Source organism: Asanoa hainanensis (assembly GCF_900188485.1).
GTDB lineage: Bacteria > Actinomycetota > Actinomycetes > Mycobacteriales > Micromonosporaceae > Asanoa > Asanoa hainanensis.
This window is the reverse complement of sequence record NZ_FZPH01000006.1, coordinates 121,310-135,468: the sequence shown is the minus strand read 5'-3', so window position 1 is coordinate 135,468 and position 14,159 is coordinate 121,310. Positions and strand designations below refer to the sequence as shown.

The following is a 14,159-nucleotide window of genomic DNA, read 5'->3' as shown; positions in this document are numbered from 1 at the left end:
TTGGGTCGGGTCCTCCGACGATCACAAGATTTCTGGATTGAAACGAGGAGACCTGTTCAGCGTGAGCGACGACGATGTCTTCCAGGCCGAGAATCTTCAGATGCTCCAGAAGAGCGAAAATAGCGAGGACCTCGCCGAAGCCGACGAAGCCGTATGGTTCGAAGTTATCAACCCCAGCAGGGTCGACCGGCCGGTCCAAACGCTGCGAGAGTAGATCTTCCGAAGAGAAGGCGCCGAGAACGATTGCGACGCCTCTCGCCCGGAATGAGCTCCAGTATCTACGGGTCTCCCTCGTGCGTATACGCCGCACAATTGTGCGCCTAAAGGTGCCTAGAATGAACGCTAGAACTGCGATGAAAACCGCGCTCGCGATTTGACCGGCGGATTCGTCCGCCAAGGCATTCCACATATATCGACAATAACTTATGTATTGTCGGCGGAAAAGATTCGCGCAGCTTTACGCGTAACGCCCTATACGTCGGTGACGACCGGTGGCTGGGTGCCCTGGACCCACGGCGGCGGACCCTCGAAGCGCAGCGCATAAACGTCGAAGAGCACCGCGTGCTGGACTCCGAGCGCCGGCCCGGCCATGCCCGCCATCCAGGTGAGGAAGGGCCCTGGTTCTGGACCCGAGGCACCGAGGCCCTTGGTGTATTCGTCGTGCGCGGCCAGCGAGGCGATGCCGCGCTCGAGTGGCTCACCGGTGATGTCTACGCCGTGGCTAGGCCGTTCGGCGCCCGCGAAGCAGACGAACCGCACACCGTTCCACGGCTCCAAGCCTTCAACTTCGAGCTCAGGGAAGATCCATCGGTTGCCCGCGTCACGCGCGGCATCGAGGGCCGCAAGCCCGACGGCCCGGTGGTCGGCCTGGTTGGTCATGCCGCCGATCATCCGTACCGAGAAAGCCCCGGACAGGATCACCTCGGGCTTGTGCCGACGGATCGCGCGGGTGATGTCACGGCGCAGCGCGGTGCTGTATTCGACGACTCCATCCCGGTGGTCGAGAAACTCGACTACGTCGACGCCAACCTGGGCCGCACCGGCCCGCTCTTCCTGCTCGCGCAGCGGCGCTGCGTCTTTCGGCGACATCGAGTCGATGCCGGCCTCGCCGCGGGTGGCGAGCAGGTAGGTCACCGTCTTGCCCTGCGCCGTCCAGCGCGCGATGGCCGATGCGGTGCCGTACTCGATGTCATCCGGGTGCGCGGCCACAGCCATCGCACGGTCCCAGTCTTCCGGCAGAGCCGGCAGGAGAACGTCAGTCACCAGCAAACCCTAGACCCGCCTGGACGCGCAGCGTAGTCACCGAGGCTGATGAACGTGGCCGGACGTCAATCCTAGGTGCGTTAGGGCCGGTCGTGGCTTGAGCCCGGTCGGCAGCCGGCTGAGGTATTCCCGCCAGATCGACCGATCGGCGTTCAACGCTCGAATATAAGCGACGCACAGCTGTGGGCTGATGAAGGAGCGGCGTCCGTGCGAGGCCCGCATCGCCTCCGCGATCCTGCGCTTTTCTTCGCCTGAGAGGTTGCGACGCGCTGGAAGGGCAGCAAGGATTCGGTCCACCATAGCCCGCCGGTCCTCCAGAAACGCTGCCCAGAAAACGTGGTCGGCGTCCTTCGCGCCGCCGCCGTCATCGAGCAACGCGTAGATGCCTTCCGCGAGGCAGTCGCCCAGCTCCTCCTCCCGCGCACGGTCGGTGGTGCGGAAGGGTTCGTAGGGCTCCTGGACCATCAGCCCGGTGACCGCCGTCCTGCTGAGGCCGTCTTCATCGAGCAGGAAGAACCAGTCTTCGTTGTAGATGTCTGGAAAGAACGTCGTGGTGCGACCTGCGGGCACCACCATCGCGCCGCCGCCGACGAACGTGCCCTGCTTGACCCCAACGGCGCGTAGCGCATGGCAGACGACGGAGTTGTCGGGAAAGCCCGCGTTGCCCAGGCCGACCATGCTGAATCGGTCGAGCAATCCGGCCGCGGCACGCATGTCGTCGGGCCGTACCGAGCGGATGTCGTCGTCGAGAAAGGCGATCCGGTTCCACCCCAACATTTTCGACAGCGCGAGCCCGAGGTTGCGCTTGAGGCTGAGATCGCCCCTTGGCCGAAACCTTCCGTTGGCTAGCAGGGCCGAGGTGTGGAAATTCGGCAGGGTCACCCCTCGATGCACGTCGGCCGCGATGAGTCGTACACCAACTCGTCGGGCCGCACGGTATGCCTCGTCTGCGTTGGCGCGCATGCTGCAAAGAGCGACGACTGGGCAGTCGAGCCTGTTCGCAAGCGCGAGCGCATAGCTGAGGTACGCGATCGGGCGGGCGGTCGGCACGATGATCGCGTCAAGCCTTTCGTGCCGGATAGGTCGCTGAACGTGATCCAGAAGGCTGGCGTGCGACAGGTGGTGCCTCGGCCCCATCGCGATCTCCGGCCGCCGGACGAGCCGCGCGGTCGTCATTTCACCCGCTCATGACAGCAATTGTCGGGTATGGCCCCTCGGTTGAAGTGACCGAAGCGATGCTCGCGCGGGCGCGCCTCGAGCACCGCGGACGGGCTGGCGCCAGCCATGCATCTCCTTCAGCAACCCCGATGACGAACACTGAAGTCGGTTAAACGTTAGAGATCCTTAGGAGACAATATTGCGTCAATCTCCACGATTCCCAACACGATAGCATCCTGGTTTAGTGGAACGCGGAAGGCCGAACTAGAAGATCTAGTGGGAATTTGATCTTAATGAAACGGCCCGGATCTTGACGTGGCCGGTGGGTGCTGGAACTCGCCTGTGAGTTGATCTGATGAAATCTTGCCTGGTACGGGCATGATGTCGGGGTGAAGATTCGGCCGACGACCCTTGAGGACATGCTCGCCCTGAGCGACGTGCTTGGCGGAGAAAGGGCGGCCTTCTATCGCCGCCGGATGAAGCACCAGGGCACCGTGCGCACAGCGTGGGAGGGCAATGATCTGGTCGGCGTCGTCTACGTAACCTGGGAGCCGGCTCTCGAAGCGTCTGTCAGAGAGAATCTGCCTGGCGTCCCGCTCGTGCACAAGTTGCACGTCGTGCCTCAGTGTCGGGGTCGCGGTTGGGGTGCGGAGCTCGTCCGCGACGCGGAGAATCTCGAAGAAGTTCAGTTGGCTGGCACATTGGCGGCCGGCGTTGACCTTGACAACGAAGCAGCAGTCGGCTTCTGGGAGCGCCTGGGCTACAGAGAGTGGGAGTACGGGGTTGTCGAGACGGTCAAGGAATTAGACAAACCGGACGGCACGCTGGAAATCGTTCCGGATAAATGCAGGATCTTCTCCAAGGTGTTCGACTCAGCTTCTCGGGCGTGAGACCGCTGCTGCTGTCGCAGGCCGACCCTGGCCCTACGCCTTCAAGGTTACGGAGGCGGCGGCGAGGTGTCCCCGCTGTCACTTCGACCACTCGTGCAGAATGGTGTCGGGAAGGGTCCAGTCCGGCGTGATCACCTCCCCGTTCACGACCTTGACGCGCGCGAGGATGCTGTAGGTCTGGGCCTGTGCGAAACGGTTTCGAACGTAGACCGCATTGCGGTCGCGAAAGCGAGCGTCAGTGAGCGCACGGACGGCCCCGTAGACCCCTCGGCCGAACATGCCGTTGCATACGGTGACGGTGCGAAGAACGTTGTAAGGGTTCGGGCCACGACAGAAGTGGGCGACGTCCTCGACCAGGACGCGATGCCCGCGGTCCGCGGTAAGGGCTGGTCGATGTTCCTCCGTGGACGTCGTGCGCACCTCGAACGCGCCTTCGTCGTCGGGATCATCGGTCAGCCGACTGTGTTGCCGGACCGGCACACCGAGCGAGTCGAGCACGGGGGTGATCACGTCGTTGAAATCAACGCCACCAAGGAGAACCAGGTGAGTGGTGAGGTGGTCGCGGGTGACCAACGAAGCGGTCGTGAAGCCGACCTCGCTGCGCGGATTCGCCGCCCGAACGTATCCGTGCAACTCGACCAGCGAGTCCACATCGGCGAAGCGGTACAGGTCGACATAGTCGGGGCTGTCCGGATCTGAGTAGGCGGCATCCGCCCGCCGCCCGGCTGGAAGTTCGCCGCAGACGATGGTGACCGGTGTCCCATCCGCGAAACCCCACGGCCCAGCCGCAGGCGGATAGTTGTCGAGAGCGGCCGGGACTTGCGCGACGCCCGGCACGCCGACTGCCGCTGCACGCAACGCCGTCAACTCCTCCTTGAGTGCTTGCCGCCGGCCCAGTTCCTCCGCTGACAGGTCGTCCCGCAGGGCCGATTGGCCGTCTTGCACTGACCGCGGCGTCGCGAAGAAGTGCGCGTACGCGGCGATCCTCTCAACTGGCGGTGCTGCCTCCGCCCGCTCCCATGACGAGATCAGCGGAACGCTGACGCCCAGTGCGCGGGCCAGCTGATGCTGTGTTACCCGCTGTTGCCGCTCGCCCGCCCGTAAAGCGCGCAGGCGGGCTGCGAGCGTCTGCATGGCGTTGCTGTCGCCAGCCAACGAAGTCTCCTTCAGCTGACTTCAGCTGAAGTCGCAGTCCGCGGAGGCGTGCCGCAAGGGTCTGGGGCGAGTCGCGGGCTAGCCACCGCAAGGCCTCCTTTCAGTCAACTTCAGCAGGAGACAAGGTGAAACCCTTTGCGTGCATTCCAGTGAATGCCACATTCACGTTTCGTCGCGCTCTAAGGGGGCGGCGACACTCCTTGCTTCAGCTCTGAGCTGAAGTTTAACCTGAGGCTCAAGCGAAGTTACTGAATCTTTACGAGAGGAGGTAAATCGCGAAGAGTATAGCGGGTGTCTTCGAAACGGGCTCCTGCGCGTTTTGAGCGAGGACTCCGTCATGTCCACCGTAAGTGCTCTGTCCATCCTGGCCAAGGACTCGACCGGGTCAGCTCTGGACGTGAGCGCCCACCCAGCCACCGTCGCCGTCGGCGCCCTCTTGATGATCGCGGCCTTCGTATTCTTCTGGCAGTTCGGCGAGGTCTTCGCACACGCCGCACAGCTGATTTGTATCGCCGTCAGGGCAATCCTGTCGGCCAGCGTCTTGGTCGGACTTATCGTCGTGATGGTCGTCGTGGCGGTTCGCGCGTAAGCGGACCTGACACGTTTCACCTTCGACGGACACGATAGCCATGTGGAGATCCGGCCGGCGTCCGCCGAGGGCATGCTCTATCTGGAGCGTGTCCTCGGTCCGGAGCGCACGGCCTTCTACCGACATCGCCTGAAACGCCAGGGCGTCATCCTCACCTCCTGGGAGGGCGAGGAGCCCACGGGAGCCGTCTACGTCACCTGGGAACCGGCCGACGAGGACGTGGTCCGGATGCACCTGCCGGGCGTTCCGTTCGTGCACGGCCTGCACGTCGCGGCCCCGCTGCGCAATCGCGGCCGGGGCAAGGCGCTCGTCCGGGAGGCCGAGGAGTTGGACGAGGTGCGGATGGCCGGCCGGTTGGCCGCCGGCGTCGACCTCGACGAGGACCAGGTGGCCCGTTGGTGGACGCGGCTGGGTTACCGCGAATGGGCGCACGGGATCGCCGACACCGTTCGGGAGGAACACGCACCGGACGGCACGGTACGAACCGTGCCAGACCTGTGCCGGATCTTCGTCAAGGACCTCGACCCAAGCTGACTGGGTAGGGTCGGCAGGTGCGAATCGGGGTTTTGCTGCTGCCTACCGATCCCTGGCCCCAGAGCGTCGCGCTGGCGCAGCGGATCGAGGAGATGGGCTACGACCATCTCTGGACGTACGACCATCTCTCCTGGCGTCGCTACCGCGAGCAGGCCTGGCACGCCGCCATTCCGTGGTTGACCGGGATCGCCGCCAAGACTTCGCGGATTCGGCTCGGGACCATGGTGTCCTCGCCCAACTTTCGCCACCCCGTGACGTTGGCCAAGGAGGCCATGACGCTCGACCACATCAGCGACGGTCGGCTCACGCTGGGCATCGGCGCCGGTGGGATCGGGTTCGACGCCACCGTGCTCGGCGGTGCGGTGCTCACGCCGGGGGAGCGGGCCGGCCGCCTCGACGAGTTCGTCGGCGCCGTCGACCAGCTGCTCCGCGAGCCCGCTACCTCGCTCCGCGGCGACCGCTACACGATCGACGAGGCGCGGATGATTCCCGGTTGCGTGCAGCAGCCCCGCCTGCCGCTGGCGGTCGCCGCCGGCGGGCCAAGGACCATGAAGACCGTCATCGAGTACGCGGACGCGTGGATCACCGAGGGCGACCCCGACAAGATCCGGGCGAACGCGGCGCGGCTGGACGAGTCGAGGCGGCGGATCGACCGGATCCTGCTCTCCGACAACGGTGCCGACCGGCCGCTGGCCAGCGTGGACGCGTTCGTCGACCTGGTGGGGCGCTACCAAGAGCTCGGGTTCACCGACCTGGTCTTCCACCACCCCAGGCCCGGCGACCCGGTGTGGACCGACGACCCGGCGATGGTCGAGCGGATCGCGACCGAGGTGCTGCCGAAGCTGCGTGTGGGCTAGTCGGCCGCCACCTCTTCGAGGCGGGCGGTGGCGATGTCGAAGACGAAGCCGCGTACGTCGTCGCGGTGCGGCAACCAGGCGCAACCGCGTACCGTCGCGATCGATTTGCGGGCGGTCTGCCGGATGTCGCTGAAGCCCGGCACGTTCCAGTGGGGCGCGACGCCCGTCTCGGCGGTGAGCCGTTCGCGGAACGCGTCGTCGTCGAAGCCGTCCATCCCGCACTCGGTGTGGTGGATGATCACGACCTCGCGGGTGCCGAGCGAGCGCTGGCTGATCGCCAGCGAGCGCAGCACGTCTTCGGTCGGCAGGCCGCCGGCGTTGCGGATCAGGTGGGCGTCACCGATCTCCAGGCCGAGCGCGCCGAACAGATCCAGGCGGGAGTCCATGCAGGCGACGACGGCCAGGCGGAGCTTCGGCCGCTGGGGCCGAGGCCCGGGGAACGTCTCGGCGTAGGACTCGTTGGCGTGCAGGAGGTGGTCAATGGCGGACACAAGGTGGAGTACAACAGACCCGCAGCCTGCTGGGCGACTAGTTCCCGCGGTTTGCCGCAGATGTCACGGTCAAAAACGTCAAGTCGCCCGTTAGCCGACCGGCTTGCCGTTGGCGGTCAGGTTGACCTCGATGTTGCCTCGGGTGGCGTTCGAGTACGGGCAGATGGTGTGCGCGAGGCGTACCAGCTCGACCGCCTGGTCCTGGTCCGTGATCGAGGGGAGGGTGACGTCGAGCTCGACGGCTAGCTGGAACGCTCCGGTGCCGGTGGGCGACAGGCTGACCTTGGCGTCGATCGTCGCGTCGCCGGCCTCGACGTGTGCGCGCCGGGCCGCGCCGGCCAGGGCGGACTCGAAGCAGGCCGCATAGCCGACCGCGAAGAGCTGCTCCGGGTTGGTGCCGCCGCCCTCGCCGCCCAGTTCGACGGGTCTGCGCAGCTCGACCTCCAGGGCGCCGTCGGAGGTGCGGGCGTGGCCGTGGGAGCGGCCGCCGGACACGTGGGCCTCGGCGGTGTAAAGAACCTTCGTCATGCAGCTAAGTTAGCTGGCTCAGCGCCAGTGGCGTTCCTTGCGGGTTGCCCGGCGGAGTTGCAGGATCCGAGCCGCGAACGGGATCGACGCGATCAGCGCGCCACCGATGGCGGCCAACAGTAGGGCAACGCCGAGCGGCATCGTGAAGTCGACGGTCAGGAAGTGGATGCGCACGCTGTCGAGGTTCTGCAGCACGAAGACCAAGAGGAACGCGAGCAGGATCAGGCCGACGACCAGCATGATCCACGACAGACCGATCTTGGTGCGGCGCATCTCGTCGGGCAACGTGCCCTTGGTGGAAGTGCCATTGCTGGAAACGGACCGACTCATGCCAGCCACCTCATTCCATAACTGCTCCTAACTTTAGCCCCTGAATCCGAAAAATCCCCACAGAAGGCGTCAGCGGAGGCGGCCCTCGTCGCCGCCGCCGCAGGCCGAGGCCACCGTCGCGTAGGCCGGGACCTGGCGGGTCAGGCCGACCGCTCCGAGCAGTTTGTGCATGAACGGCGACGGCGCCGCGAGCGCGAGATAGCCACCCGACGCGGCGCACCGCCGATGCGCGTCGACGAAGGTCGACAGGCCGATCGAGTCGCAGAAACCGAGCAGCGCGAGGTCGATGACGATGCGGTTGGTCGGGCGATCGAGCAGTTCCTCGATCGCCGTCGCGAGCTCCGCCGCGGTGTCGACGCCGAGCTCTCCAGCGAGCTTCACGACCGTCACGCCGCCGGCGCGTGCCTCGGCCACTGAGATGCGCACGAGAACCCCCATTCTCGTCTTCCGTCCAAACCGTAACTTCGCTCTAGGTCATACAACGGACAACAAGTGCGGGTGTCCGGGGTCTCGGCCAATTACCTCTGTGACCGAGGTACTTTGGAGCCATGAGCGACAGCGACCGGAGCGCGGAGGTAGTCGGCGAGTTGATGTCCATCACGGCCGGCCTGCGCCGGCTCTCCCGCCGCCGCACGGCCGAGGCGGTCGCGGTGCCCCCGCTGCCCGAGGCCCAGCGCGAGCTGCTGTTCGTGGTCGCCAACCAGCCCGGCATCGGCATCGCCGCCGCCGCGTCGGCCCTCGACCTGGCCGGCAACTCGGTCAGCACCCTGGTCAACCAGCTCGTGGAGGCCGGCCTGCTGCACCGCGAGCCGGACCCGGCCGATCGGCGCGCGGCCCGGCTCACGCTGACCGACAAGGCGCGGGAGCGGATCGCGGCCTGGCGGGCCGCCCGGGCCGCGCTGATCGGCCAGGCCCTGGACCGCGCGGACCCCGCGGACCGGGCCGCCATCGCCGCCGCCCTGCCCGCGCTGCGCCGCCTGCTCGACCAGGTGCGCGCCGACATCGCCGACCCCGGGAGGGACACATGAGCGAGCCGGCGGTTTCCGTGCGGGGTCTGCACTATCAGTTCGGCGAGACCAAAGCGGTCGACGGCGTCGACCTGACCGTGCTGCGCGGCGAGATCTTCGGGTTGCTCGGCCCCAACGGCGCCGGGAAGACGACCACCATTCGGGCCATCACCGCGCTGCTGCCCGTACCCGCGGACGTGATCGAAGTCTTCGGGCTTGACGTCGCGAAGCGGCGGATGGCCGTGCGCAGGCTGATCGGTTACGTGCCGCAGCAGCTCTCCGCCGACGGATCGCTGTCCGGCGTCGAGAACGTCGCGCTGTTCGCCCGGCTCTTCGACGTGCCGCGCCGGCAACGCAAGGAGCGGGTCGCCGAGGCGCTGGAGATAATGGGCCTGACCGACGCCGCCGGGCGGCTGGCCAAGACGTACTCGGGCGGAATGATCCGTCGCCTCGAGCTCGCCCAGGCTCTGGTCAGCTCACCCCGGCTGCTGATTCTCGACGAGCCGACCATCGGCCTCGACCCGATCGCCCGCGGCAGCGTGTGGGAACGGATCGCCGCCGTGCGCGCCGAGACCGGCATGACCGTGCTGCTGACCACGCACTACATGGAGGAAGCGGAACAGTCCTGCGACCGGGTCGGCCTGATGCACCAGGGAAAGCTCGGCCAGCTCGGCACCCCGCGCGAGCTGATCGACGGCCTCGGCAGAGGACCCGACGCGACGCTCGAGGACGTCTTTCGCGCGTACTCCGGTGGCTCGCTCGAAGACGAACAGAAGGGACTGCGCGATGTCCGTGCCACTCGCCGCACCGCCGGCCGGCTCGGTTGACATCGACCGCCGGATGGGGCCGCGGCTGATCCTGTCGCGGGTCGTGGCGCTCTGCGTCGTCGAGCTGCAGAAGCTCTCCCACGACCGCAGCGAGCTGGTCACCCGGGCCGTCCAACCGGCGCTCTGGCTGGTCATCTTCGGCGTCACGTTCACCAAGCTGCACGCGATCCCGACCGGCGGGGTGCCGTACCTGGACTTCCTCGCGCCCGGCGTGCTGGCCCAGTCGGCGCTGTTCGTGTCGATCTTCTACGGCATCCAGATCATCTGGGAGCGCGACGCCGGCGTGCTGGCCAAGCTGATGGTCACCCCGACGCCGCGGGCCGCGCTGGTGACCGGGAAGGCGTTCGCGGCCGGCGTACGCGGTCTCGCTCAGGCGGTCGTCGTGTACGCGATAGCCGAACTGCTCGGCGTTCGCTTTACCGTCAACCCGCTCAAGCTGCTGGGCGTGGTCGTCGTGGTGCTGCTCGGCGCCGCGTTCTTCTGCTGCCTGTCGGTCACCATCGCCGGCTTGGTGCTGTCGCGTGACCGGATGATGGGAATCGGCCAAGCGATCATGATGCCGTTGTTCTTCGCCTCCAACGCCCTCTATCCGGTGTCGCTGATGCCCGGCTGGCTGCAGGTGGTCAACCACGTCAACCCGTTGAGCTATCAGGTGGAAGCGTTGCGTGGCCTGCTGATCGGCACGCCGGCCCGCCTGCCGTTGGACTTCGCGGTGCTGCTCGTGGCGACCGCGGTGGGCATCGTGGCAGCCTCCGGACTTCTGGCGCGATTGGCGCGATAGCCCGCTCACACTCCGGTCCGCCGGACGGGTGGGCGTCATCCGGTCCGGGTACTCTCGACGGTCGCTCCGGTGGTCGGGATTTCCTCGGTGGGGAGCGGGTGGGCAACCGGAGGGAATGCGGCGATGGTCGATGTGCGGAGCCGGGCGGCGGCCCTTCGAGAAGCGCTGGACAGCCGGATCATGGTGCTCGACGGCGCGTGGGGCACGGTGCTCCAGGGCGAGAAGCTGACCCCGGAGGACTACCGCGGCGACCGCTTCACCGACCACACGCACGACGTCACCGGCGACCCGGACCTGCTCAACCTCACCCGGCCGGACCTGATCCTCGACGTGCACCGGCGCTACCTGGCCGCCGGCGCCGACATCACGACCACCAACACGTTCACCGCGACCAGCATCGGGCAGGCCGACTACGGCCTGGAGGGCTACGTCCGCGAGATGAACCTGGCCGGCGCGAGGCTCGCCCGGCAGGCCGCCGACGAGGCGGGTGGCAAGTTCGTCGCCGGTTCGGTCGGCCCGCTCAACGTGACCCTGTCGCTGTCGCCGAAGGTCGAGGACCCGTCCTACCGCGCGGTGCTCTTCGACCAGGTCAAGGCGTCGTACGCCGAGCAGCTCGCGGCACTGGCCGAGGGCGGCGTCGACCTGTTCCTGATCGAGACGATCTTCGACACGCTCAACGCCAAGGCGGCCATCGCCGCGGCGCGCGAGGTGGCGCCCGACGTTCCACTGTGGATCTCGGTGACCATCGTCGACCAGAGTGGACGGACGCTGTCCGGCCAGACGGTCGAGGCGTTCTGGAACGCGATCGCGCACGCCGAGCCGTTGATCGTCGGAGTCAACTGCGCGCTCGGCGCCCACGAGGTGCGGCCGTACGTGGCCGAGCTGGCCCGGGTCGCCGGCGCCTACGTGAGCAGCCACCCGAACGCGGGGCTGCCCAACGCGTTCGGGGGCTACGACCAGACGCCGGAGGAGATCGCCGAGGCGCTCGGTGAGTTCGCCCAGGCCGGCCTCGTCAACATCGTCGGTGGCTGTTGCGGCACGACGCCGCCGCACATCGAGCGGGTCGCCGCGGCCGTCCGGGGTATTGGCCAGCGCGAGGTTCCCGCGCCCGCGACGCGTACCCGGTTCAGCGGCCTGGAGCCCTTCGAGATCGGTCCCGACACCGGCTTCGTGATCATCGGCGAGCGGACCAACGTCACCGGCTCGGCCAAGTTCCGCCGGCTGATCGAGGGCGGCGACCACCAGGGCGCCGTCGACGTGGCGCTCGACCAGGTGCGCGGCGGCGCCAACATCCTCGACGTCAACATGGACGCCGACCTGCTCGACGGCGCCAAGGCGATGACCACCTTCCTCAACCTGGTCGCCACCGAGCCCGAGGTCGCCCGGATCCCGATCATGGTCGACAGCTCGCGGTGGGAGGTGCTCGAAGCCGGCCTCAAGTGCGTGCAGGGCAAGGGCGTGGTCAACTCGATCAGCCTGAAGGAAGGCGAGTCTGAGTTCCTCGCTCACGCGCGCCGGATCCGCGACTACGGCGCGGGCGTCGTCGTCATGGCGTTCGACGAGCAGGGGCAGGCCGACACCGCCGACCGCAAGGTCGAGATCTGCGGCCGGGCGTACGACCTGCTGACCCAGCAGGTGGGCTTCCCCGCCGAGGACATCGTCTTCGACCCGAACGTGCTGGCCGTGGCCACGGGCATCGAGGAGCACAACGACTACGCGCAGGCGTTCATCGAGGCCCTGCCGCGGATCAAGGAGCGCTGCCCGGGCGCGCACACCAGCGGCGGCATCTCTAACCTGTCGTTCTCGTTCCGCGGCAACGACGTGGTCCGCGAGGCGATGCACTCGGCGTTCCTGTTCCACGCGGTGCGCGCGGGCCTCGACATGGGCATCGTCAACGCCGGCCAGCTCGCGGTCTACCAGGACATCCCGGCCGACCTGCTGGAGCTCGTCGAGGACGTCATCTTCAACCGGCGGCCGGACGCCACTGACCGGCTCGTCTCGTTCGCCGCGACGGTCACCGGCTCGGGCACCAAGCGCGTCGTCGACCTCTCGTGGCGCGAGGCGCCGGTCGCCGAGCGGCTGGCGCACGCCCTCGTGCACGGCATCGTCGACTACATCGAGGTCGACACCGAGGAGGCCCGGCGCGACGCGGCCCGCTCCCTCGACGTGATCGAGGGCCCGCTGATGGGCGGCATGAAGGTCGTCGGCGACCTGTTCGGCGCCGGCAAGATGTTCCTGCCGCAGGTGGTCAAGAGCGCACGGGCGATGAAGCGTGCCGTGGCCTATCTCGAGCCGTATCTGCAGGCGGAGAAGCTTTCCATGGTCGAGCCTTCTTCCGACGGCAACGGTTCCGGCAAGGGTCGCGGCACCGTCGTGATGGCCACCGTCAAGGGCGACGTGCACGACATCGGCAAGAACATCGTCGGCGTGGTGCTCGGTTGCAACAACTACGACGTCGTCGACCTCGGTGTGATGGTCCCGGCGGCCACGATCCTCGACACGGCCGAGGCGGTCGGCGCCGACGTGATCGGCCTGTCCGGTCTGATCACCCCTTCGCTCGACGAGATGGTCTCGGTGGCCGCCGAGATGGAGCGCCGGGGCATGAAGCTGCCGTTGCTGGTCGGTGGGGCAACGACGTCACGGCAACACACGGCGGTACGCGTCGCGCCTGCCTACACCGGCTCGACCGTGCACGTGCAGGACGCATCCCGGGTCGGCGGTGTGCTGAGCGGTCTGCTCGACCCCGAGCGGGTCGAGGAGTTCGACGCGGCCAACCGGGTCGAGCAGCAGCGGCTGCGCGACCAGCACGCCGAGCGGGAGAAGCGGCCGCTGGTGCCGATCGCCACCGCCCGGGCCAACCGTGAGGTGGTCTCCTTCGACGACCTGCCGACGCCTTCGTTCACCGGGCTGCGGCCGGTGGCTCCGGACATCCACACGCTCCGCGAGATGATCGACTGGCGGTTCTTCTTCATCGCCTGGGAGCTCAAGGGCACCTACCCGGCGATCCTCGACGAGCCGGTGGCCCGCGAGCTCTTCGACGAGGCACAGGCACTGCTCGACCGGATCGAGGCCGAAGGGCTGTTCCAGGCCCGTGGTGTCTACGGCTTCTGGCCGGCCCACAGCGAGGGCGACGACATCGTCCTCGACCATGGTGTTCGCTTTCCTATGCTGCGCCAGCAGCGGCAGGACTCGCGGCCGGCGCGCTGCCTCGCCGACTACGTCGCGCCGTCGGGCGACCACCTGGGCGCGTTCGCGGTGTCCATCCACGGTGCCGAAGAGCTCGCCGCGGACTTCGAGGCACAGGGCGACGACTACCACGCGATCATGGCCAAAGCGGTCGCCGACCGCCTGGCCGAGGCGTTCGCCGAGTGGGTGCACCTGGAGGCGCGGCGCGCCTGGTACGAGCCCGGTGTGGAGCCGGACCTCGACGACCTGCACCACGAGCGGTTCCGGGGCATCCGGCCGGCGTTCGGCTACCCGGCCAGCCCCGACCACAGCCTCAAGCAGGCCGAGTTCGACCTGCTGGAGGCCGGCGCCGCCGGCATGAAGCTGACCGAGAACTTCGCGATGACACCGGCTTCGAGCGTCAGTGCGCTGCTCTTCGCGCACCCGGGCGCCCGCTACTTCGCGGTCGGCCGGATCGGCGAGGACCAGGTCCGCGACTACGCGCAGCGGCTGGGCGTCCCGGTCGCCGATGCCGAACGCCTGCTGCGCCCGAACCTGGGGTACGAGCCGAAGGAGCGCTGAGC

General features: G+C 67.6%; 16 protein-coding genes. 9 read left to right on the top strand and 7 right to left on the bottom strand.

Features of this window, described 5'->3' with window-relative positions; all coding sequences use genetic code 11:
• The first annotated feature begins 61 nt into the window (after nt 1–61).
• Nucleotides 62–214, top strand: coding sequence for a hypothetical protein (locus tag CHC05_RS41495; RefSeq protein WP_179266225.1), 153 nt, complete (start codon nt 62–64; stop codon nt 212–214).
• A 257-nt stretch (nt 215–471) separates the two neighbouring features.
• Here the strand turns inward: CHC05_RS41495 and CHC05_RS16810 are convergent, their stop codons facing one another.
• Both CHC05_RS16810 and CHC05_RS16805 read right to left on the bottom strand, forming a co-directional pair.
• A complete protein-coding gene (locus CHC05_RS16810; protein ID WP_245870939.1) occupies nt 472–1,263 on the bottom strand; it encodes a PIG-L deacetylase family protein in 792 nt (263 codons plus the stop codon).
• Nucleotides 1,264–1,299: 36 nt separating this feature from the next.
• On the bottom strand, nt 1,300–2,439 hold the full coding sequence (locus CHC05_RS16805; RefSeq protein ID WP_089249809.1) for a hypothetical protein: 1,140 nt from the start codon (nt 2,437–2,439) through the stop codon (nt 1,300–1,302).
• A 371-nt stretch (nt 2,440–2,810) separates the two neighbouring features.
• Here CHC05_RS16805 and CHC05_RS16800 point away from each other — a divergent pair, with 371 nt between their 5' ends.
• Nucleotides 2,811–3,311, top strand: coding sequence for a GNAT family N-acetyltransferase (locus CHC05_RS16800; protein ID WP_089249807.1), 501 nt, complete (start codon nt 2,811–2,813; stop codon nt 3,309–3,311).
• 78 nt (nt 3,312–3,389) lie between these two features.
• Here the strand turns inward: CHC05_RS16800 and CHC05_RS16795 are convergent, their stop codons facing one another.
• Nucleotides 3,390–4,466 (bottom strand): helix-turn-helix domain-containing protein, encoded by a 1,077-nt coding sequence (locus CHC05_RS16795; RefSeq protein WP_218824575.1) that lies wholly within the window; start codon nt 4,464–4,466, stop codon nt 3,390–3,392.
• A 337-nt stretch (nt 4,467–4,803) separates the two neighbouring features.
• On the opposite strand from CHC05_RS16795, the gene CHC05_RS16790 reads away from it, so the two are divergent.
• Genes CHC05_RS16790 through CHC05_RS16780 form a run of 3 tightly spaced genes read left to right on the top strand, consistent with a single transcriptional unit; the run spans nt 4,804 to nt 6,446 of the window.
• Complete coding sequence (locus CHC05_RS16790) at nt 4,804–5,055, top strand: hypothetical protein (RefSeq protein WP_144022633.1); 252 nt, start codon at nt 4,804–4,806, stop codon at nt 5,053–5,055.
• A 42-nt stretch (nt 5,056–5,097) separates the two neighbouring features.
• Nucleotides 5,098–5,589: a GNAT family N-acetyltransferase gene (locus CHC05_RS16785; RefSeq protein ID WP_144022632.1), complete on the top strand. Its 492-nt coding sequence runs from the start codon at nt 5,098–5,100 to the stop codon at nt 5,587–5,589.
• A 17-nt stretch (nt 5,590–5,606) separates the two neighbouring features.
• The gene (locus CHC05_RS16780) at nt 5,607–6,446 is read left to right on the top strand and encodes an LLM class flavin-dependent oxidoreductase (RefSeq protein WP_089249801.1); all 840 of its coding nucleotides are present in this window, start codon (nt 5,607–5,609) and stop codon (nt 6,444–6,446) included.
• Here CHC05_RS16780 and CHC05_RS16775 read toward each other — a convergent pair.
• The 4 genes from CHC05_RS16775 to CHC05_RS16760 form a co-directional block, all read right to left on the bottom strand.
• Nucleotides 6,443–6,937, bottom strand: coding sequence for a beta-class carbonic anhydrase (locus tag CHC05_RS16775; RefSeq protein ID WP_218824574.1), 495 nt, complete (start codon nt 6,935–6,937; stop codon nt 6,443–6,445). The two genes, CHC05_RS16780 and CHC05_RS16775, sit on opposite strands and share 4 nt — an antisense overlap.
• 90 nt (nt 6,938–7,027) lie before the next feature.
• On the bottom strand, nt 7,028–7,465 hold the full coding sequence (locus tag CHC05_RS16770; protein ID WP_089249799.1) for an organic hydroperoxide resistance protein: 438 nt from the start codon (nt 7,463–7,465) through the stop codon (nt 7,028–7,030).
• Nucleotides 7,466–7,483: 18 nt separating this feature from the next.
• Nucleotides 7,484–7,795 carry a LapA family protein gene (locus tag CHC05_RS16765; RefSeq protein ID WP_089249797.1) on the bottom strand — a complete coding sequence of 104 codons (312 nt, stop codon included), beginning with the start codon at nt 7,793–7,795 and terminating at the stop codon, nt 7,484–7,486.
• Nucleotides 7,796–7,864: 69 nt separating this feature from the next.
• Entirely contained in the window at nt 7,865–8,221 is a 357-nt protein-coding gene (locus tag CHC05_RS16760) for an STAS domain-containing protein (RefSeq protein ID WP_245870937.1), read from the bottom strand.
• 122 nt (nt 8,222–8,343) lie between these two features.
• Here CHC05_RS16760 and CHC05_RS16755 point away from each other — a divergent pair, with 122 nt between their 5' ends.
• The 4 genes from CHC05_RS16755 to metH all read left to right on the top strand — a co-directional run bounded on the left by CHC05_RS16755 (nt 8,344) and on the right by metH (nt 14,157).
• Nucleotides 8,344–8,823, top strand: a complete 480-nt coding sequence (locus CHC05_RS16755; protein ID WP_089249793.1) for a MarR family winged helix-turn-helix transcriptional regulator — start codon at nt 8,344–8,346, stop codon at nt 8,821–8,823.
• A complete protein-coding gene (locus CHC05_RS16750; RefSeq protein WP_089249791.1) occupies nt 8,820–9,629 on the top strand; it encodes an ABC transporter ATP-binding protein in 810 nt (269 codons plus the stop codon). The genes CHC05_RS16755 and CHC05_RS16750 overlap by 4 nt, the downstream gene beginning before the upstream one ends.
• On the top strand, nt 9,589–10,410 hold the full coding sequence (locus CHC05_RS16745; protein ID WP_089249789.1) for an ABC transporter permease: 822 nt from the start codon (nt 9,589–9,591) through the stop codon (nt 10,408–10,410). Before CHC05_RS16750 ends, CHC05_RS16745 begins: the two co-directional genes overlap by 41 nt.
• A gap of 123 nt (nt 10,411–10,533) precedes the next feature.
• Nucleotides 10,534–14,157 (top strand): methionine synthase, encoded by a 3,624-nt coding sequence (gene metH, locus CHC05_RS16740; RefSeq protein WP_089249787.1) that lies wholly within the window; start codon nt 10,534–10,536, stop codon nt 14,155–14,157.
• Nucleotides 14,158–14,159 lie beyond the last annotated feature (2 nt).